We start from the raw sequence: 15,959 nt of genomic DNA on the forward strand, positions 1-15,959 counted from the left end.
CACTCGAAAAGAGAAAAAACAGTCCTCATGAAGGTGTCATGAGGATCGAAAGCTCATTTGGTGATATGAGGCAACAATCTATTAGAAATGAGCCTTATAGAAAAAGCATGGACACTGATTTTCAATCTTCAATTGTTGTATGGGGGGATTTCCAGTTGGATTTTCAACAGCTACATAACTTCCGAGTGTTATCAAAGATTCAAAATATCACCAAGGCTGCAAAAGAACTATCTCTTACACAATCTGCATTAAGTAAGTCAATTGCCCGTTTGGAAGAAGATGTTGGGGTTCCGTTATTTGAGCGGAATCCCCGTGGAGTGATTTTGAACGCTTATGGAAACGTCTTTTTGCAGTACGCAAATCGAGCTGTACAAGAAATGACTGATGCACAGAAGAAAATAAACGAGATGATCGATCCCATGCATGGGGTCATATCATTTGGATTCATTCCTTCATTACGCCCAAGTTTTGTCCCCAATTTAATTCGCTTATTTTTAAAAGAGACCCCGAGCGTCAAGTTTCAATTGTCTCAAGGATCAACCCGGAAGGTAATTCATCAATTAGAATCTGCTGAAGTCGATCTTGTATTTTGCTCCCCACAAGATGAAGTTGAAAATATTAGTACATTTCCAATTATTAATGAAGAGCTATATTTAGTTGTTCCAAAAGAACATCGGCTAGCCCAGATGAAGGAAGTTGATTTATGTGAAGTGGAAAATGATCTATTTGTCCATTATCAGCAAGACTTGCCACTTAGACAGGTAATTGACGGGTTTTGTGAAAAATCCGGATTCCACCCAAAAGTAGCAATTGAAGGATCTGAGGACGAAATCATTGGCGGACTTGTAGCTGCAAACTGTGGAGTTGCACTGATGCCTTCTACCCCTGGTCTTGATCTGACCAAGGTTTCGATGCTTCGTGTTCGGGAACCACAGTGTAGAAGAGTGATAGAAATGGGATGGCGGACGAATGGCTATATGTCCCCAGCAGTCGAACGGTTCAAGAACTTTGTCATTGAAAGCATCTTGTTAATAGATTGTCCTCAAGGAATATCAGTTATGGCTGATGATTTAAAATCAAAAGAATAGGGAAAACCCATTGCTGCTTAGTATCTGATAGAACAGGGGCGGCGGTTTGATAAATAGTAAAAGTCTGGGGGAATCTCCAGACTTTTTTGTCGTCCCGTCCGTTTAAGCTTAAAGCGCGGCATTTCTGAAGTCAAATGGGTCATAGTTACTATGAGTTTTTTTCTAGTGTGTGTGTTTCCGCACGAAGGTCAGTCCTATTATTCATGGATTCTAGTAATTATATTCATTTTTTTTCTGTAAAAATCCAAGTTATACTCTAAATATATAGATTCTGAATATTCATTATATCATCGTACTGGATTGTCTGAACAATGATATATGCACTTTCAAGGGTCTAATAATTAGACAATAATAGCAGGATTTACCTTGATGTTCAAAAATTTTTGTATGTAGAAGCTTGACCCATATTTGGATTTTAGGAGGAATATGATGAAAACTGCCAAACGGAAAAACACTGTTGAAATATTGACTCCAGAAGACGCCGTCAAGTTAATCCCTTCGGAAGCGACCGTCGCATTCCTTGGAGCCGGTGGGGGAATATCTGAACCGACTACGGTTATTGAAGCATTGGCCAAGCGGTTTAAGCAAACACAGGAGCCACGTGATTTAACACTTTATTATTCTACTGGACTAGGTGACCGAGCTGAACGAGGATTATCTCCGCTTGCACAACCGGGGATGTGCAAAAGAGCAATAGGTGGACACTGGGATCAGTCCCCGCGTCTAGCTGAAATGGCAGCACGTAATGAGATTGAAGGATACAATTTTCCAATGGGTGTCATGAGCCAATTACTGCGCGCGGCCGCAGCCGGGCAGCCTGGCATTCTCACGCATGTTGGGATTGGCACATTTATCGATCCTCGGCAAACTGGGGGGAGATTAAATGAACGTACGACAGAAGAATTAGTCCAGCTAATTGAAATTGGCGGTCGTGAATGGTTATTTTACCCGGCTATTCGACCAGATGTAGCCATTATTCGTGGGACTACGGCAGATACTGAGGGATACATAACGATGGAGGATGAGATTGCTTTCTTAGATGTGTTGCCTATGGCTCAGGCAGTTAAAAATAATGGTGGAATCGTTATTGCACAAGTCCAACGTTTAGCTAAAGCACGTACACTTCACCCAAAGGATGTGAAAGTACCAGGTTATCTTGTGGATGTGATTGTAGTCGTCCCTGATCAGCCACAGCTGTACTCGGGGGAAGTCAATCGCTTTATGTCCGGAGATTTTGTTGCTGAGTTGGGCGCAATTACGATTCCTCCTCTTAATGAGCGAAAGGTAATTGCGCGGCGTGCTCTTTTTGAAGTGACGCCTGGTGATGTGGGAAATGTGGGTGTAGGTATATCAGATGGAATTGGAGTAATTGCTCAAGAGGAAGGGATTGGCGAGGAATTTACGCTGACGGTCGAGACGGGTCCCATCGGTGGGGTGACAGCGCAAGGAATTTTTTTTGGAGCCAGTGTAAATAATCGGGCTGTTATTGATATGCCATCGCAATTTGATTTCTATGATGGTGGTGGATTGGATATATGTTTTCTAAGTTTTGCTGAGGTCGACCTAGAAGGCAATGTCAATGTATCCCGTTTCAACGGCAAAATCGTGGGAACAGGTGGTTTCATTAACATCACATCTAACAGTAAGAAGGTTATTTTTAGCGGTACCTTAACAGCAGGAGGGCTAAAAACAGAAATAGAAAATGGCAGTGTTCAAATCCAGCAGGAAGGTCGTTTTAAGAAGTTTGTGCCACAAGTAGAGGAGATTACCTTTAATGGAAAAGAAGCGGTCAAGCAAGGGAAAGAAGTCATATATATTACGGAGCGTGCCGTATTTCGTCTTACACCTCAAGGGCTGGAATTATGTGAAGTGGCTCCTGGTATGGACATAGAGCGCGATATCTTTGCACATATGGGATTTAGACCGCTCGTTTCCGAAGAGCTGAAAGAAATGGATCACAGGCTGTTTTTATCTAGACCAATGGGGATTCGAAATGAATGGCTAAATAAACAGCTCGATTCTGCAAAGTAAAATTTTATAGCGGGCTTTTCATGGCATTTCCCCAGTAGCGGTAAACTAGAACTGTTTTATGAGCTTTTGAACATGGTATTTATTCAGTAGCTGTCCAATAGAACTGCTCTATGAGCCCTTAAACAGGGCATTTCCCTAGTAGCTGTCCAATAGAACTGTTCAATGAGCCCTTAACCATGGTATTTATTCAGTATCAGTCCAATAGAACTGCTCTATGAGCCCTTAACCATAGTATTTATTCATTATCGGTCCAATAGAGCTGCTCTATGAGCCCTTAACCATGGTATTTATTCAGTATCTGTCCAATAGAACTGCTCAATGAGCTCTTGAACATGGTATTTATTCAGTATCAGTCCAATAGAGCTGCTCTATGAGCCCTTAACCATGGTATTTCTTCAGTAGTGGTTCAATAGAACTGTTCAATGAGCCCTTAAACAGGGCATTTCCCCAGTATCGGTCCAATAGAACTGCTCTATGAGTCCTTGAACCAAGAGTTCTTAAGAGGGAATCGTTTAAATCAAAAAAACGAACAAATGAGTCTACACTTTCTATTTAAGGAGGAAAAATGATGAGTCATCAAATTCCATTTAAAGTTGGAGATACGATTTCATACACGAAAACGATCAGTGAATCTGATGTATATTTGTTTGCCGGAATTACGGGGGATTTTAGCCAAATGCATATGAATGAAGAATTTATGAAGAAGACCCCATATAAGACCCGCATAGCCCATGGTGTTCTTACGTTTGCACTGGGTTCTACCGCATCCACATTAATACAAGTTCAGGCTAGATCGGAAATGCCTAGCGTTTCATACGGCTATGATCGGCTTCGCTTTACTAACCCGGTTTATTTTGGTGATACACTTACAGCTACTTATACAATCAATGAAATCGATGAAGAAAATTTAAAATCATATGCCAATGTTGAGGTTTACAATCAAAAGGGCGAATTATGTACGGTTGCTCAGCATATTTTGAAATTTTTTCCGGTCGAAGGATAGCCAGTCTAGCCGTGGTGATCAAAAAAGAAAGATTGAAAGATATGTAGAAATAGAAATGGTGGCTGGAGTAGGTAAAAGGAATAAGGAAAAACAGAAATTATGATCGGCTCTACTGTGAAGAGGAGATAAAATATGAAAATTTGTATATTGGGTTCCGGTGCATTGGGGAGTGCGATTGGTGGGGCACTGGCAGAGGCGGGATCGGAAGTTTATTTAATCAATCGGAGAAAGGAATATGTCAACAGTATCAACGCGAAAGGTTTAATCTTAAGAAGTGGAATAATAGATAGAACGATAAAGGTACAGGCACGAACTGATTGCAAAGGAATTGGGCCGGTAGACTTGATAATTGTTTTGGTAAAATCTTTTCATACAAAACAAGCGATTGAAGATGCAAGTGAACTTATTGGTGATCAAACTATGATTATGTCTTTGCAAAACGGACTTGGAAATGAGGAGATACTTGCTGAAGTGGTTGGGAAGGAGCGCCTGCTAGGGGGGAAAACCTATGTAGGTGGCGTTATGCTAGGTCCCGGACATGTGCTTGCCGGTATAAAAAACAAATATACTTATATTGGGGAATTAGATGGGAGTATTACTGGTAGGGTCAGCCGTGTATCTGAAGTGTTTACAAAGGCTGGTTTGCTGACAGTTGTGAGCTCAAATATTATCGGGATCATATGGGATAAACTGTTGATTAATGTTGCTACCGGTGCATTGTCTGGCATTACAAAGTTAACTTATGGCGATTTATATAAAATTCCTGAAATCAGAGATTGTGCTTTCGAGGCGATATCGGAGGGAATTGCCGTTGCAAAGGCAAACGGTGTAGCCCTATCTGTCGAGAATCCCGAAGAAATATGGTTGAAAGCAGCCGAGGGGTTACCCGATGAGTTTAAAACGTCCATGCTGCAAAGTTTAGAAAAAGGGTCAGTAACTGAAATTGATTTCATTAATGGAGCGGTCGTCAGATGGGGTGAAAGAAGCAATATACCAACGCCTGTTAATAAGGCGTTAGTGGCCAATATTAAAGGAATTGAATACTGGATCAAAAATAACAGCATAAATGTATAATTTCTTGCTCTTCCCCAACTTGGGGCGGTGTGATTTGAAAAGAAAGCAGGTGGAAAGTTGGCTTATCAAAAAAATTCGTATATTGAACATACGGCGTTCCGAGTAAAAGATATCCATTGGTACATTCGCTTCTTTAAGGAAGCGCTTGGTATGACAATCATCACCGTTGATGGTTTGGAAGAAGCGCCCAATCAAGTATGGCTATTGGGCGGTTTGCAGTTGATCTCGGATCCTGGATTGGAAAGATCTCAAGAGAGAATGGACCATATTGCTATAATGACAGATGATCTTCAATCTGCACTCCAAGAAGTATATGCTTGGGACGTTATAGAGCTTCCAAAGGGTCGAAACTGGGTTGAGCTACCCGATGGACTCGTTCTCGAGTTGATACAGGCAAAGGCTAATTCCGTTGCAAAGTTAATGGAGGTTGACGTTAGTTACGTACAGGTGTAATCAATATGGTGAACTAGGCTGATCTTACTAATAGCTAAAACAATTGTGAGGGCTGTTCCATTAGTCAGTGAATAACTGATTCATGGGATAGCCTTTTTATGTAGGTGATTTTAGTGTTGTCGATCTTTGTTGATCTTTGTTGAATTATGGAGAAAAATGGTTTATACTCCTACTTATAGAATAGTCTTTTATTTTCATAAAACAAAGAAGCGTCCTTTTTCAATAACGATTAAATTGATCCTTACCTCTTCAGCAATAGTTGGAGAGGTATCACTTTTTTGTATTAAAAGTAATTTAGATTGAAAGTGCAGGTAGGTGATAAAAAATATTATTTAAGCGGGTTTGGATAGGAAAAAAGAAGTATGTAAGTTTAGGAAAGTGGGGACTGTAGTGATGAAACGATTAAATTTTAAAAGTATTAAAACGAAAATGTTATTTGGATTTTCAATAGTTATATTATTGGTGGTTATATTTGGTGTTTATAATTATTTTGTCATTAAGAAAAGTAATGAGGAAGCTAGAAATATAGTGGAGAAAGAGCTTCCACTATTAATAGCTAATGAAGAAATGGCGCGCACAATGTCGAACCGTGCATCAACGGCCCGCGGTTATGTATTGTATGGTGGAGATTATAAAGAGAGATTTAATAATCATACCGAAGAGGGGAAGCAAATTGAGGAAACGGTTCGAAAAATAGGTGCTTCCGAGGAATTTAGCAAACTAGTAGATAGGACCGTTGAATGGCGAAAACAAGTGACTGAACAAGTATTCAATGAAGTTGAAAAAGGAAACAAAGAATTAGCGACACGAAATTTGGAGAAGCTTACTCCTGAGATGCGTGAAATCATGGATGGATATAATGGACTAGCCGTAAAAAGTCAAAATTCAATTAATGAAATTGAGCAAACGATTGCGGCAAATGGGGAAAAATCATTGTTTGTAGCAACGGTAATAACCATTTTAATCATTGTGTTTAGCGTAGCTTCAGCACTGATTACTTCCAAGGTCATTACAACTCCTTTAGTACAGGTAATGGAGCGAATGAAGTTAATTGCAAATGGTGATCTAAGTAACGAACCGCTTACAACAAAATCTCATGACGAAGTAGGTCAGCTTGTTGCTGCTACAAATGAAATGGGCAGTAATATTCGCGAATTATTAAGTGAAATTAACATCGTTTCTGGATCAATAACAAGTCAAAGCGAAGAGTTAACACAATCAGCAGATGAAGTGAACGCAGGTTCTCAACAAATCGCTACGACTATGCAAGAATTGGCAACTGGTACAGAATCTCAAGCGGCGAGTGCCAGTGATCTTGCCACTATAATGGGATCATTTTCAATTGTAGTTCAGGAAGCGAATGAAAATGGAGAACGTATTGAACAAGCTTCAAATGAAGTTTTACAAATGACTGGCGAAGGCAGCCAATTAATGGAATCATCATACAAGCAAATGGTAAAAATTGATCAAATCGTGCAAGATGCAGTAAAAAAGGTACAAGGTTTAGATGTGAAGTCGCAGGAAATATCGAATTTAGTTTCAGTTATTCAAGCGATTGCGAATCAAACGAACCTGCTGGCATTAAATGCGGCAATTGAAGCAGCAAGAGCGGGCGAACATGGCAAAGGTTTTGCCGTTGTAGCTGATGAAGTCAGAAAGCTTGCTGAACAAGTGTCCGCATCTGTATCAGATATTACCGACATTGTAGCTGGTATTCAGGAGGAATCAAGTATCGTAACGGAATCATTACAAGACGGATATAAAGAAGTTACGCAAGGGACCGCTCAAATAGAAATTACGCAAGAAACCTTTGCTGACATAAGCTCTGCCGTATCAGAGATGGCCAATAGTATTAAAATAGTATCTGATAACCTATCAAACATAGCTTCCGACAGCGACACAATGAATCGATCGATTTCGGAAATTGCTGCCATTTCCGAAGAATCAGCTGCAGGCGTTGAACAAACCTCTGCTTCGTCCCAACAAATAAGCAGCTCAATGGAAGAAGTAGCAAATAATTCTGATGAACTTGCGAAATTAGCTGGAAAGCTAAATGGATTCGTTCACCAATTTAAGCTATAGTATAGATCAAAATAATTACATAGGATAATCCGCTCTTTATCTTTAAGGGCGGATTTTTTAATTTCAGTTTGCTATTGTCTATCGTCCATTAGATGTGATATTATCGGAATATTATAAATTGACAAAAGAAGTCGAACTTTTGCTATTTAACATAGGAAAGTTATTATTTGGCTTCGTTTTATTTTTGTAAAGCAAAAGGAGGAAAAATGGAATGAAGAAGATTTTACCAGTATTACTTTGTGGGTTGTTGCTAATGCTCGCTGCCTGCGGTTCAGGTAGCAAAGAAACCGGCAGCAATAATAATGGTAATAGTAACAATGATAGTGGCAACAATAATGAAGAAAAGAAGACGGTGAAAATAGGGATCACTCAAATTGTTGAGCATCCTTCGTTAGACGCCGCTAGAGAAGGCTTTATTGCCGCCTTGAAAGATGCCGGTTATGAAGAAGGCAAGAACTTAAAGCTAGATTACCAGAATGCGCAAGGAGATATGAACAATAATATGACGATCGCGCAAAACCTTGTGGCTGATCAAAATGATTTGATTTTGGGGATCGCTACAGCAAGCGTTCAAGCTGTTGTTCAATCAACAAAGGAGATTCCGATCTTATTTACTGCCATTACTGACCCAATTGGTGCTGGTCTAGTCGAAAGTTTTGAGCAGCCAGGCGGAAATGTTACAGGTACTTCTGACACGCATCCGGATGCCATAAAAAATACTATCAATGCGATTAAAGAATTTATTCCAGATGCTAAAAAAGTCGGTATTGTTTATAACTCTGGAGAACCTAACTCTGTTGTCAACGTAGAAAATGCGAAAAAGGTGATGGCGGAAATTGGGCTAGAGGCGGTAGAAGTTTCTGTCTCAACAAGTGCAGAAGTGAAGCAAGCTACTGAATCTTTAGTAGGAAGGGTCGACGTTCTCTACATACCGAAGGATAATACGGTTGTATCTGCTCTTGAATCTGTTATAACAGTTGCAAATGACAAAAAGATTCCGACATTTGTCGGGGAGGGAGACTCAGTTAAACGAGGAACATTCGCTTCGTATGGTTTTGATTACCATGACCTTGGATACACAACTGGAAAGATGGCAGTTGAAATTCTCGAAGGTAAAAAGCCAAGTGATATTCCAGTCGGCTTCCCAGAAAGCTTAGAACTCATCATTAATAAGAAGGCTGCTGAGCTAGAAGGGGTTACATTGACTGAAGAGATGTTAAAGGATGCTAAAATTGTAGGAGAATAATGAAAAAGTTTAATCGTTTATATGAAACTGTCATCAGGGCTGATGGCAGTTTTTTATTTTATTCGGAGTTTTAAAAAATAGGAGGGTTTTACTAGTTTTTTTGTTAAAACGCTTTCATTTAAGGATGGACAATTCGAATAGATTCGACAAATAGTAGTTTTAGTCAAAAAAACTGAAAATGATTAAAAAGCCCTGCTAATTGTAATCTTTGTCACATTATTCAGAGGGAAAATTACATATTTATTTCTGATTTGAATAAAAAGTGACAATCGGACTGGATATTGATAGTTCATTACTCCTATAAAATACCCTTATTTCAAGGTATTTGCAGGAAAAATATAACAGACGTAATTCGACAAAAAATATGGAAGTATTTGACCGAAATGTGAGTAGATGGTACTAAATATATAGGTAAAAATTTTTTAGAATAAATTGGATATTTTAAAAACCGAAATGATTTAATGAAGGCTATTTTTGTAAACTTTGTTGTTTTTTTATATGGAAATCAACGGGTAAACTTTAAAGGCTAAAAACAACCATATATGCGAACAGCCTTAATGAAATAAAAACATACGTTAGTGCTGTCATTCAATTTATGACCTTTAAGCAAAAAAGAAAAAAGACAAATCGAATGTAAAAGGGGGTATAAAGCTTGAAGTTAAAACATATTTCGCTCATTATTATGAGCCTTTTCTTTGTCATTTCTGGATGTTCAATCGCTGAAACAACTGATAAAGAAAAGAATTCAAATCAAGAAGAGGAAAAGAATCCGAAGGAAAAGGAGAAAAAAACGGTTGAAAAGATTGAATATCCCGTGGCCGCAACCGAACCAGAAGAAATTGTCCGCCAGCCAATTGGCATAAAAATGGTAGGAGTGTATTCGGATACGAATGTAAATAATGTTGACCCAGATTTCGAGCATCTAATGGCTGGATTCGGAACAGAGGGGCTTGGGAGTGAGGAAATCTTCAATGGGCTCGTGCACTGGTTTGGGGTAGACTATTCACTTGCCTATGAGACTCTTGCAAAATATGAGCCAGATTTTGGCGAGCTCGATTTGACAAAAGAAAAGAAAAAAACAAAAAATATTGCCATACATATTGACTCAAGCGGAAGCATGGCAGCAGCTGTGCCTGGCGGAGAAAAAATGAAATTAGCAAAAGAATCGGTAAGAAATTTTGGCTCAAGCTTGCCAGCGGATGCATTCATTTCTTTACGTGCATACGGACATAAGGGATCGGGGAAAAATGAAGAAAAAGCCATGTCCTGCTCCAGCACAGAAATGATGTACGAAACAAACACTTTTGATGAAACCTTGTTTAATGAGGCGTTAAATAAATTTAAGCCAAGTGGATGGACCCCATTAGCCGCCGCTATTCAATCCGCCTACGATGATTTAAAGATTAAAGCGGGAGAAGAAACAGAAAATATCCTATATATAATCAGTGATGGGGTGGAGACCTGTGATGGAAACCCAGTGGAGGAAGCTAAGAAGCTAGCAGAATCTGATTTACAAGTAAAGATTAATATTATTGGCTTTGATGTGGATGACGCTGGCCAAAAGCAGCTGAAAGAAGCGGCAGCTGCAAGCAACGGAAATTATTATACAGTCAATACAAAAATAGAATTAGAGAATGCTTTTAAGAAGCTAATGGAAGAAGCAGCAAGTAGCATTGCCAAAAACCAGCGGCGAGCGGTAAACGGCATAAATGTAAATTTTCGTACAGCTGATTTATTCCAACATTTACGAGGAATAGAATCTGCATTTAAGAAAGTTGTCAATTTAGAAAAAAAACTTTTTGAAGGGGCCTTATGGATGCTTGAAAAAGACGAGAAAATTGAAAACACAGCTGTGAATGAAATCAAAGAAAAGCTTAAGGAACGACACGACTCATTGCACGATTATGCCGAAAGCCTCGGAGATCAAGGAAGAGAGAAGATCGATCTTAAGAGGGAAGAATTATTTAGGATTATTGATGAAAGTTAATTGTTAAATTGCTTGAAAAAGGAAGAGAGGATTCAATGTGCAAATAATCATAATCGATGAATCTTTAGGATTACCGAAGTGTGTAGCAGCGTCTGCTTTAATTAGGAGTCCCAAATTGAAAAATGATTTTTCTTTAGAGGATTTCTTAAACGGCAGTAAAAAAACAATCAGTCGGAAGCTGCCAGTTGTCAAACGGACACTACAGGACGAATTAAGTGATATAGATCAATGGTTAAAAGAGTATAAAGAAGTTTTTTATGTTTATGATTCATTTATCACTAACAAAGAGTATATTAACAGATTAAAAAATTGGTATTTTCCTCACCATAAACTTATCACATTAGATGGTGCGACCAATAAATCTACAGCTATTTATTTGCTTCAGAAAATTAAGGAAGGGGAGAGAATTCTCCCCTCGTTTATTCCCTTACAACGATTCACAATTACAAATCACTTGAATTATATTTCACCTTCTAATTACTTCAAGATAAATAAAAAGAGAAAGGTGAATAACAAATACTATCTCTTGGATAGCTTTTCAAAAGAGGTGCTTCATTCAGGAACAAAAGAAGAGCTAATTACAAAGGTTCAAGAAATGAATCAATTAAGTCCGATTTTTATGACATCAAGAGAGAAGCTTGACATGGATTTAGCATCTGTATCATTTTTTCAGCTTGAAGAAATAAGTTTGCCTCTTAGCTCTGATTATATTGACATTTTCATGGCTGAAGAGCAATAGATAAAGAAAATAATGGAGTGACAATGGATGATCGATGCTAAAAGGAAAGCAATAATATTTTTAACTAGTTCTTTTTTACTGGCAATTGTTGCAGCTGGGGTTATTCTTGTTCAAATCAATCAAGCTCAGCAAAAATTAGGAAAAACGATTGCGGTAGCTGCTGCTGCCAAAGACATTAAATCCTATCATGAAATTAAAGAAACAGACATAGAGTGGATACAGCTTCCACAATCAAGTGCCTATTCATCTTTAATTACGAGTGAAAAGGATTTTAAAGACGCAATATCAGTGGCGGCAGTAAAAAAAGGAGAACTTCTCACAAAAGCACTTGTCCGTAAAAAATTAGATATCCCTATTAATGATCGGGTCGTTTGGCTGAATGCAACAAAAATTGTTTTAATCGACCAGGATGTTGCTGTAGGGGATCTTGTAGATATTATCGTTACAGAGGAAGTAAGTGGAAGTTTAAGTACGAAAAGACAATTTCAAAATACTAGCGTTGTTCAAGTGGATGAGCAGAATGAAGGACCCCCGAGAATAAAGATTTCTTTAACCGTTGAGAATGCCGAAAAAATTATTCATTATCAAAATTCTGCTGTGCAAATAAGGGTATTACGAGTAAATCAAGCTACTTCAGGTGAAAAAAACCTAAAAGAAGTAAATGAACAGAAAGCACCCAAAAATGAACAAGAAAATGCAAACACAAAGCCACTAGAAGCGGAAACAATGGAAAATAATAATGCGGAAACTGAAAAACCAGCAGAACAAAATCAACAAGAACAATCTCCTGGTGAGCCAAAATGAGACAAAAAAATAAACGAAGAAAGAAGTTTTGGAAGGGTGCATGAAATGAGTGCATATAAAGGGCTGCTAATTACAAAAGATTTAGAATGGAGCGAACTCATACAACAGCTACTTGAAAATGAGAATATAGATATTACGGTCATGCCAGAATGGAAAAGAACTTTCCAGGAGCAGCAAAGTTATCATTATATTTTTGCTGATATGGATTCCATAGAAAATCCGGAATTGCTTAAAAATAATTCAAAAAGCAGCATGATTGCCCTTACAAGAGACCATGATTTTCTTCTCGCAAGAACATGGCTTGTCTCAGGAGCAAAGGATGTCATTGTATTTCCAGATGAAAAGGAACGACTAATTGAATTGGTTAGATACACTAGAGATCAATTCCGACTGCAGGCAGAAACAAGCTTGGGATACGGGACAGGTCAGGTCCATGCTTTTTACAGCGCAAAAGGTGGAAGCGGAAAAACGCTTTTATCAGCAATAGCAGCTCAGTCTCTAAGCATTCATCACAATTTAAAGGTGTTATTAATTGATATGGATGCCCAATTCGGAACCGTCGATTCCCTTTTTGGTTTACAGCCAATAAGATCGTACCATGATTTAATTCCGGTAATGGAAGAACTAGATATTAGACATATCCAGAATGTATCTAATGTTCATGAAGAAACGAAAGTATCAATATTAACAGGTCCAGCGAATCCAGCGATTGCACAGACGATTCCTGATGAATTAATGACCAAAATTATTAACGTTGCTAGCAATCATTATGATTATATTATTCTAGATTTGCCAACGAATATTGATAATCTCACCTTTACAGGTCTGAGCCTAGCTCAGCATATTCATTACATTATGACCCCAGATAGTTTAGGAATGAGGGCATATAAATATGCAGAGGACCTATTTGAACGTTACCAAATAGGAAGAGGAGATCAATACTCCTTGATTGTCAACCGTAATCACCCTAAATCTGAGTTAACGGTTAAGGATATCGTGAAGATTATCGGAAGAGACGTTCAAGGAACAGTAAGTGGCGATTATTTTGCCATTCAGCCTTTCTTGAATATGGGGGAGAGCTTCTTTAAGAAAAAGAAGGATAAAGGTACGACTAAAGTTACGAAGGATATGAAGAAATACATTGATGAAATACTAAAGCGTTAACGTAAGGAGTGAAAAAATGTCCTGGGTTGAAAAAGCTTCTGCATTAGGAACGAAGCAATCATCGCTACAGCATGACTGGAGCATATCAGAATCACAAGTTGACCAATTGGTTAAACACTACAAGTCCCGTTTAATTAAAGAAGCGAATCTGGAAAACATTACGACATTAACTCCGATAGATCGCAAGCGAACGATTGAGCGCTTAGTAAAACAAATGATAGACGAGGAAAAAGTAATTATCACAACTGATCAAATGGATCAGATCATACAACAAATCATCAATGAATCAGTGGGCTACGGTCCTCTTGAAAGCTTACTGCGGGATGAATCCATTACAGAGATCATGGTGAATGGTGCTTATGAAGTATTTATAGAGCGACAAGGGAAATTGGAAAAAAGCAATGTACGTTTTAAAGATAATGAACATGTGAGACATATTATCGATCGTATTATCGCCCCACTTGGAAGAAGAATTGATGAGAGCTCACCAATGGTGGATGCTCGTTTAATGGATGGAAGCCGTGTAAATGCCGTTATTCCGCCAATCAGCGTTGATGGTCCATCCATTTCAATCAGGAAGTTTAAGAAAGACCCTTATTCATTAGAGGACCTGATGAAATTTGGCAGTTTTTCAGAAGAAATGGCTCAATTCTTGAAAGCCGCGGTCAAAGCGAAAGCAAATATTTTAGTTTCCGGTGGTACGGGAAGTGGAAAAACAACACTGCTTAATGTCCTTTCAGATTCTATTCCAAAAGGGGAAAGAATCGTGACGATTGAAGATATGGCCGAATTGAGGTTAACGTACGATAACATTGTCAGACTGGAAGGGCGTCCTCCGAATATGGAGGGAAAAGGCGAAGTGACGATTAGGCATTTAGTTAAGAATGCTCTACGGATGCGTCCAGATCGTGTTATTGTCGGTGAGGTTCGAGGCTCAGAGGCAATCGATATGCTACAGGCAATGAATACCGGTCATGAAGGGTCATTGACAACGATTCACGCAAACAGTCCAAAAGATGCTTTAGGTCGACTTGAATCCATGGTAATTATGTCTGGATTGCCATTAACCGTTGAGGTTATTCGAGGATATTTTGTCGGAGCACTAGATCTAATTGTGCAAACATCTCGATTTTCTGATGGTAGAAGAAGAATTGTCAATATTGCTGAGCTTGTTGAAGGAAATGGAGAAATATTTGCGAAAGATATATTCCGATTTAATAGACGGGCAACACTCCCTGATGGAACAATTCTTGGGGAATTTGAAGGCACAAGTTATGTTCCTAAAATATATCAGCGTTTTATCTCATATGGGATTGAAGTTCCTAAATCTGTGATAGAGGCTGGTGCCCTCAAATGAACTTGGCGTGGGGATTGTTAACAGGAAGTATATTTAGCTTTTTAGCCGGAATATTTTTCTTCTCATCGAGCCGGAAAACGCGAGATTCATATAAGAGGATGGATAACTGGTTCGATATAGAGAAAGAATCGGACCGAAAAAGCTTTGTACTGCTCATCGGTGATAAATATGATTCTTCTGAACTTGCATCAGAGCTAAAGAAAAAGCTTATACAAGGAAATATATCTTTAAAGCCTTCCGAATATATGGGAATTTATATATTTTTATTAGCTTTATTGGCTTTTGTGAATCATTTTCTATTCGGGCTATATCTTTTAATGGCTGTCCTTGTAGGCTATCTAGTGATCTCCATTGGATCTAGATTATATTTAAACTCCAGGAAAAACAAACGGACAGAAAGCTTTAATAAGCAGCTTCCTGAAATATGCAGGATGATGTCAAATGGAATCAAAGCAGGGCAAACGATTCCACAAGCTATTGAAATGGTAGGCAGGGATATGAAGGATCCAAGCCAATCAGAGTTTCGAAAAATGAATTACCAATTCAAATTAGGTGATAGTTTAGAGATGGTTTTGAACCAGTTCAGGGAGAGAGTAGCAAGCAATGATATTAATATCTTTGTTAGCACTATTCTTATCCAGCAAAAAGTGGGTGGGAATTTAGCGGAGGTCCTGTCTTCTATGGCAGAAACGCTAGAGGAAAGAAGCCGCGTTCATAAAGAAATACAAACCGTTACAGCAGAAAGTCGATCGATTGCTTATATTTTGGTTGCCATGCCCTTTTTAATGGTTTTAATGATGAATTTATTTATTAAAGGATTTTTAAATGTTTTGTTCACTCCAATGGGTTTATTAATTTTTGCAGGATTTTCTGCAGTTGTTTTCATTGCATTTTTCATCATAAAAAGACTTTCGAGTATAAGGGTGTAGGG

At 38.5% G+C, this 15,959-nt stretch carries 13 protein-coding genes; all 13 read left to right on the forward strand.

Annotation, left to right across the window (positions count from 1 at the left end; genetic code table 11):
- Positions 1-1,088, forward strand: a 1,088-nt coding sequence (locus BGM26_RS20750; RefSeq protein WP_217042192.1) for a LysR family transcriptional regulator, incomplete at its 5' end; no start/stop codon positions are given.
- Between the two features lie 429 nt (positions 1,089-1,517).
- Positions 1,518-3,119, forward strand: a complete 1,602-nt coding sequence (locus BGM26_RS20755) for an acyl CoA:acetate/3-ketoacid CoA transferase (protein WP_254119835.1) — start codon at positions 1,518-1,520, stop codon at positions 3,117-3,119.
- A gap of 568 nt (positions 3,120-3,687) precedes the next feature.
- On the forward strand, positions 3,688-4,122 hold the full coding sequence (locus BGM26_RS20760) for a MaoC family dehydratase (protein ID WP_217042194.1): 435 nt from the start codon (positions 3,688-3,690) through the stop codon (positions 4,120-4,122).
- A gap of 132 nt (positions 4,123-4,254) precedes the next feature.
- Complete coding sequence (locus BGM26_RS20765) at positions 4,255-5,196, forward strand: ketopantoate reductase family protein (RefSeq protein WP_217042195.1); 942 nt, start codon at positions 4,255-4,257, stop codon at positions 5,194-5,196.
- Between the two features lie 57 nt (positions 5,197-5,253).
- Entirely contained in the window at positions 5,254-5,649 is a 396-nt protein-coding gene (locus BGM26_RS20770; protein WP_217042196.1) for a VOC family protein, read from the forward strand.
- Positions 5,650-6,042: 393 nt separating this feature from the next.
- On the forward strand, positions 6,043-7,731 hold the full coding sequence (locus BGM26_RS20775; RefSeq protein ID WP_217042197.1) for a HAMP domain-containing methyl-accepting chemotaxis protein: 1,689 nt from the start codon (positions 6,043-6,045) through the stop codon (positions 7,729-7,731).
- Between the two features lie 211 nt (positions 7,732-7,942).
- A complete protein-coding gene (locus BGM26_RS20780) occupies positions 7,943-8,977 on the forward strand; it encodes an ABC transporter substrate-binding protein (protein ID WP_217042198.1) in 1,035 nt (344 codons plus the stop codon).
- A gap of 652 nt (positions 8,978-9,629) precedes the next feature.
- Positions 9,630-10,964 (forward strand): VWA domain-containing protein, encoded by a 1,335-nt coding sequence (locus tag BGM26_RS20785; protein ID WP_217042199.1) that lies wholly within the window; start codon positions 9,630-9,632, stop codon positions 10,962-10,964.
- A 115-nt stretch (positions 10,965-11,079) separates the two neighbouring features.
- Positions 11,080-11,703 (forward strand): hypothetical protein, encoded by a 624-nt coding sequence (locus BGM26_RS20790; protein WP_217042200.1) that lies wholly within the window; start codon positions 11,080-11,082, stop codon positions 11,701-11,703.
- A 27-nt stretch (positions 11,704-11,730) separates the two neighbouring features.
- Complete coding sequence (locus BGM26_RS20795) at positions 11,731-12,507, forward strand: SAF domain-containing protein (protein ID WP_217042201.1); 777 nt, start codon at positions 11,731-11,733, stop codon at positions 12,505-12,507.
- Positions 12,508-12,552: 45 nt separating this feature from the next.
- The gene (locus BGM26_RS20800; RefSeq protein ID WP_217042202.1) at positions 12,553-13,671 is read left to right on the forward strand and encodes a CpaE/TadZ family protein; all 1,119 of its coding nucleotides are present in this window, start codon (positions 12,553-12,555) and stop codon (positions 13,669-13,671) included.
- A 16-nt stretch (positions 13,672-13,687) separates the two neighbouring features.
- Positions 13,688-15,028, forward strand: a complete 1,341-nt coding sequence (locus BGM26_RS20805; RefSeq protein ID WP_217042203.1) for a TadA family conjugal transfer-associated ATPase — start codon at positions 13,688-13,690, stop codon at positions 15,026-15,028.
- Positions 15,029-15,126: 98 nt separating this feature from the next.
- Entirely contained in the window at positions 15,127-15,957 is an 831-nt protein-coding gene (locus tag BGM26_RS20810) for a type II secretion system F family protein (RefSeq protein ID WP_217042204.1), read from the forward strand.
- The last annotated feature ends 2 nt before the right edge of the window (positions 15,958-15,959 follow it).

It is taken from the genome of Bacillus sp. FJAT-29790, from assembly GCF_019039215.1.
In the GTDB taxonomy this organism is placed as follows: Bacteria; Bacillota; Bacilli; order Bacillales; family Cytobacillaceae; genus Cytobacillus.

What these genes read in the sequence shown, in the direction of transcription:
- BGM26_RS20780 (WP_217042198.1), top strand. Translation starts at nt 7,943, where the DNA reads ATGAAGAAGATTTTACCAGTATTACTTTGTGGGTTGTTGCTAATGCTC.
- BGM26_RS20760 (WP_217042194.1), top strand. Translation starts at nt 3,688, where the DNA reads ATGAGTCATCAAATTCCATTTAAAGTTGGAGATACGATTTCATACACG.
- BGM26_RS20775 (WP_217042197.1), top strand. Translation starts at nt 6,043, where the DNA reads ATGAAACGATTAAATTTTAAAAGTATTAAAACGAAAATGTTATTTGGA.
- BGM26_RS20805 (WP_217042203.1), top strand. Translation starts at nt 13,688, where the DNA reads ATGTCCTGGGTTGAAAAAGCTTCTGCATTAGGAACGAAGCAATCATCG.
- BGM26_RS20755 (WP_254119835.1), top strand. Translation starts at nt 1,518, where the DNA reads ATGAAAACTGCCAAACGGAAAAACACTGTTGAAATATTGACTCCAGAA.
- BGM26_RS20765 (WP_217042195.1), top strand. Translation starts at nt 4,255, where the DNA reads ATGAAAATTTGTATATTGGGTTCCGGTGCATTGGGGAGTGCGATTGGT.
- BGM26_RS20810 (WP_217042204.1), top strand. Translation starts at nt 15,127, where the DNA reads ATGGATAACTGGTTCGATATAGAGAAAGAATCGGACCGAAAAAGCTTT.
- BGM26_RS20795 (WP_217042201.1), top strand. Translation starts at nt 11,731, where the DNA reads ATGATCGATGCTAAAAGGAAAGCAATAATATTTTTAACTAGTTCTTTT.
- BGM26_RS20800 (WP_217042202.1), top strand. Translation starts at nt 12,553, where the DNA reads ATGAGTGCATATAAAGGGCTGCTAATTACAAAAGATTTAGAATGGAGC.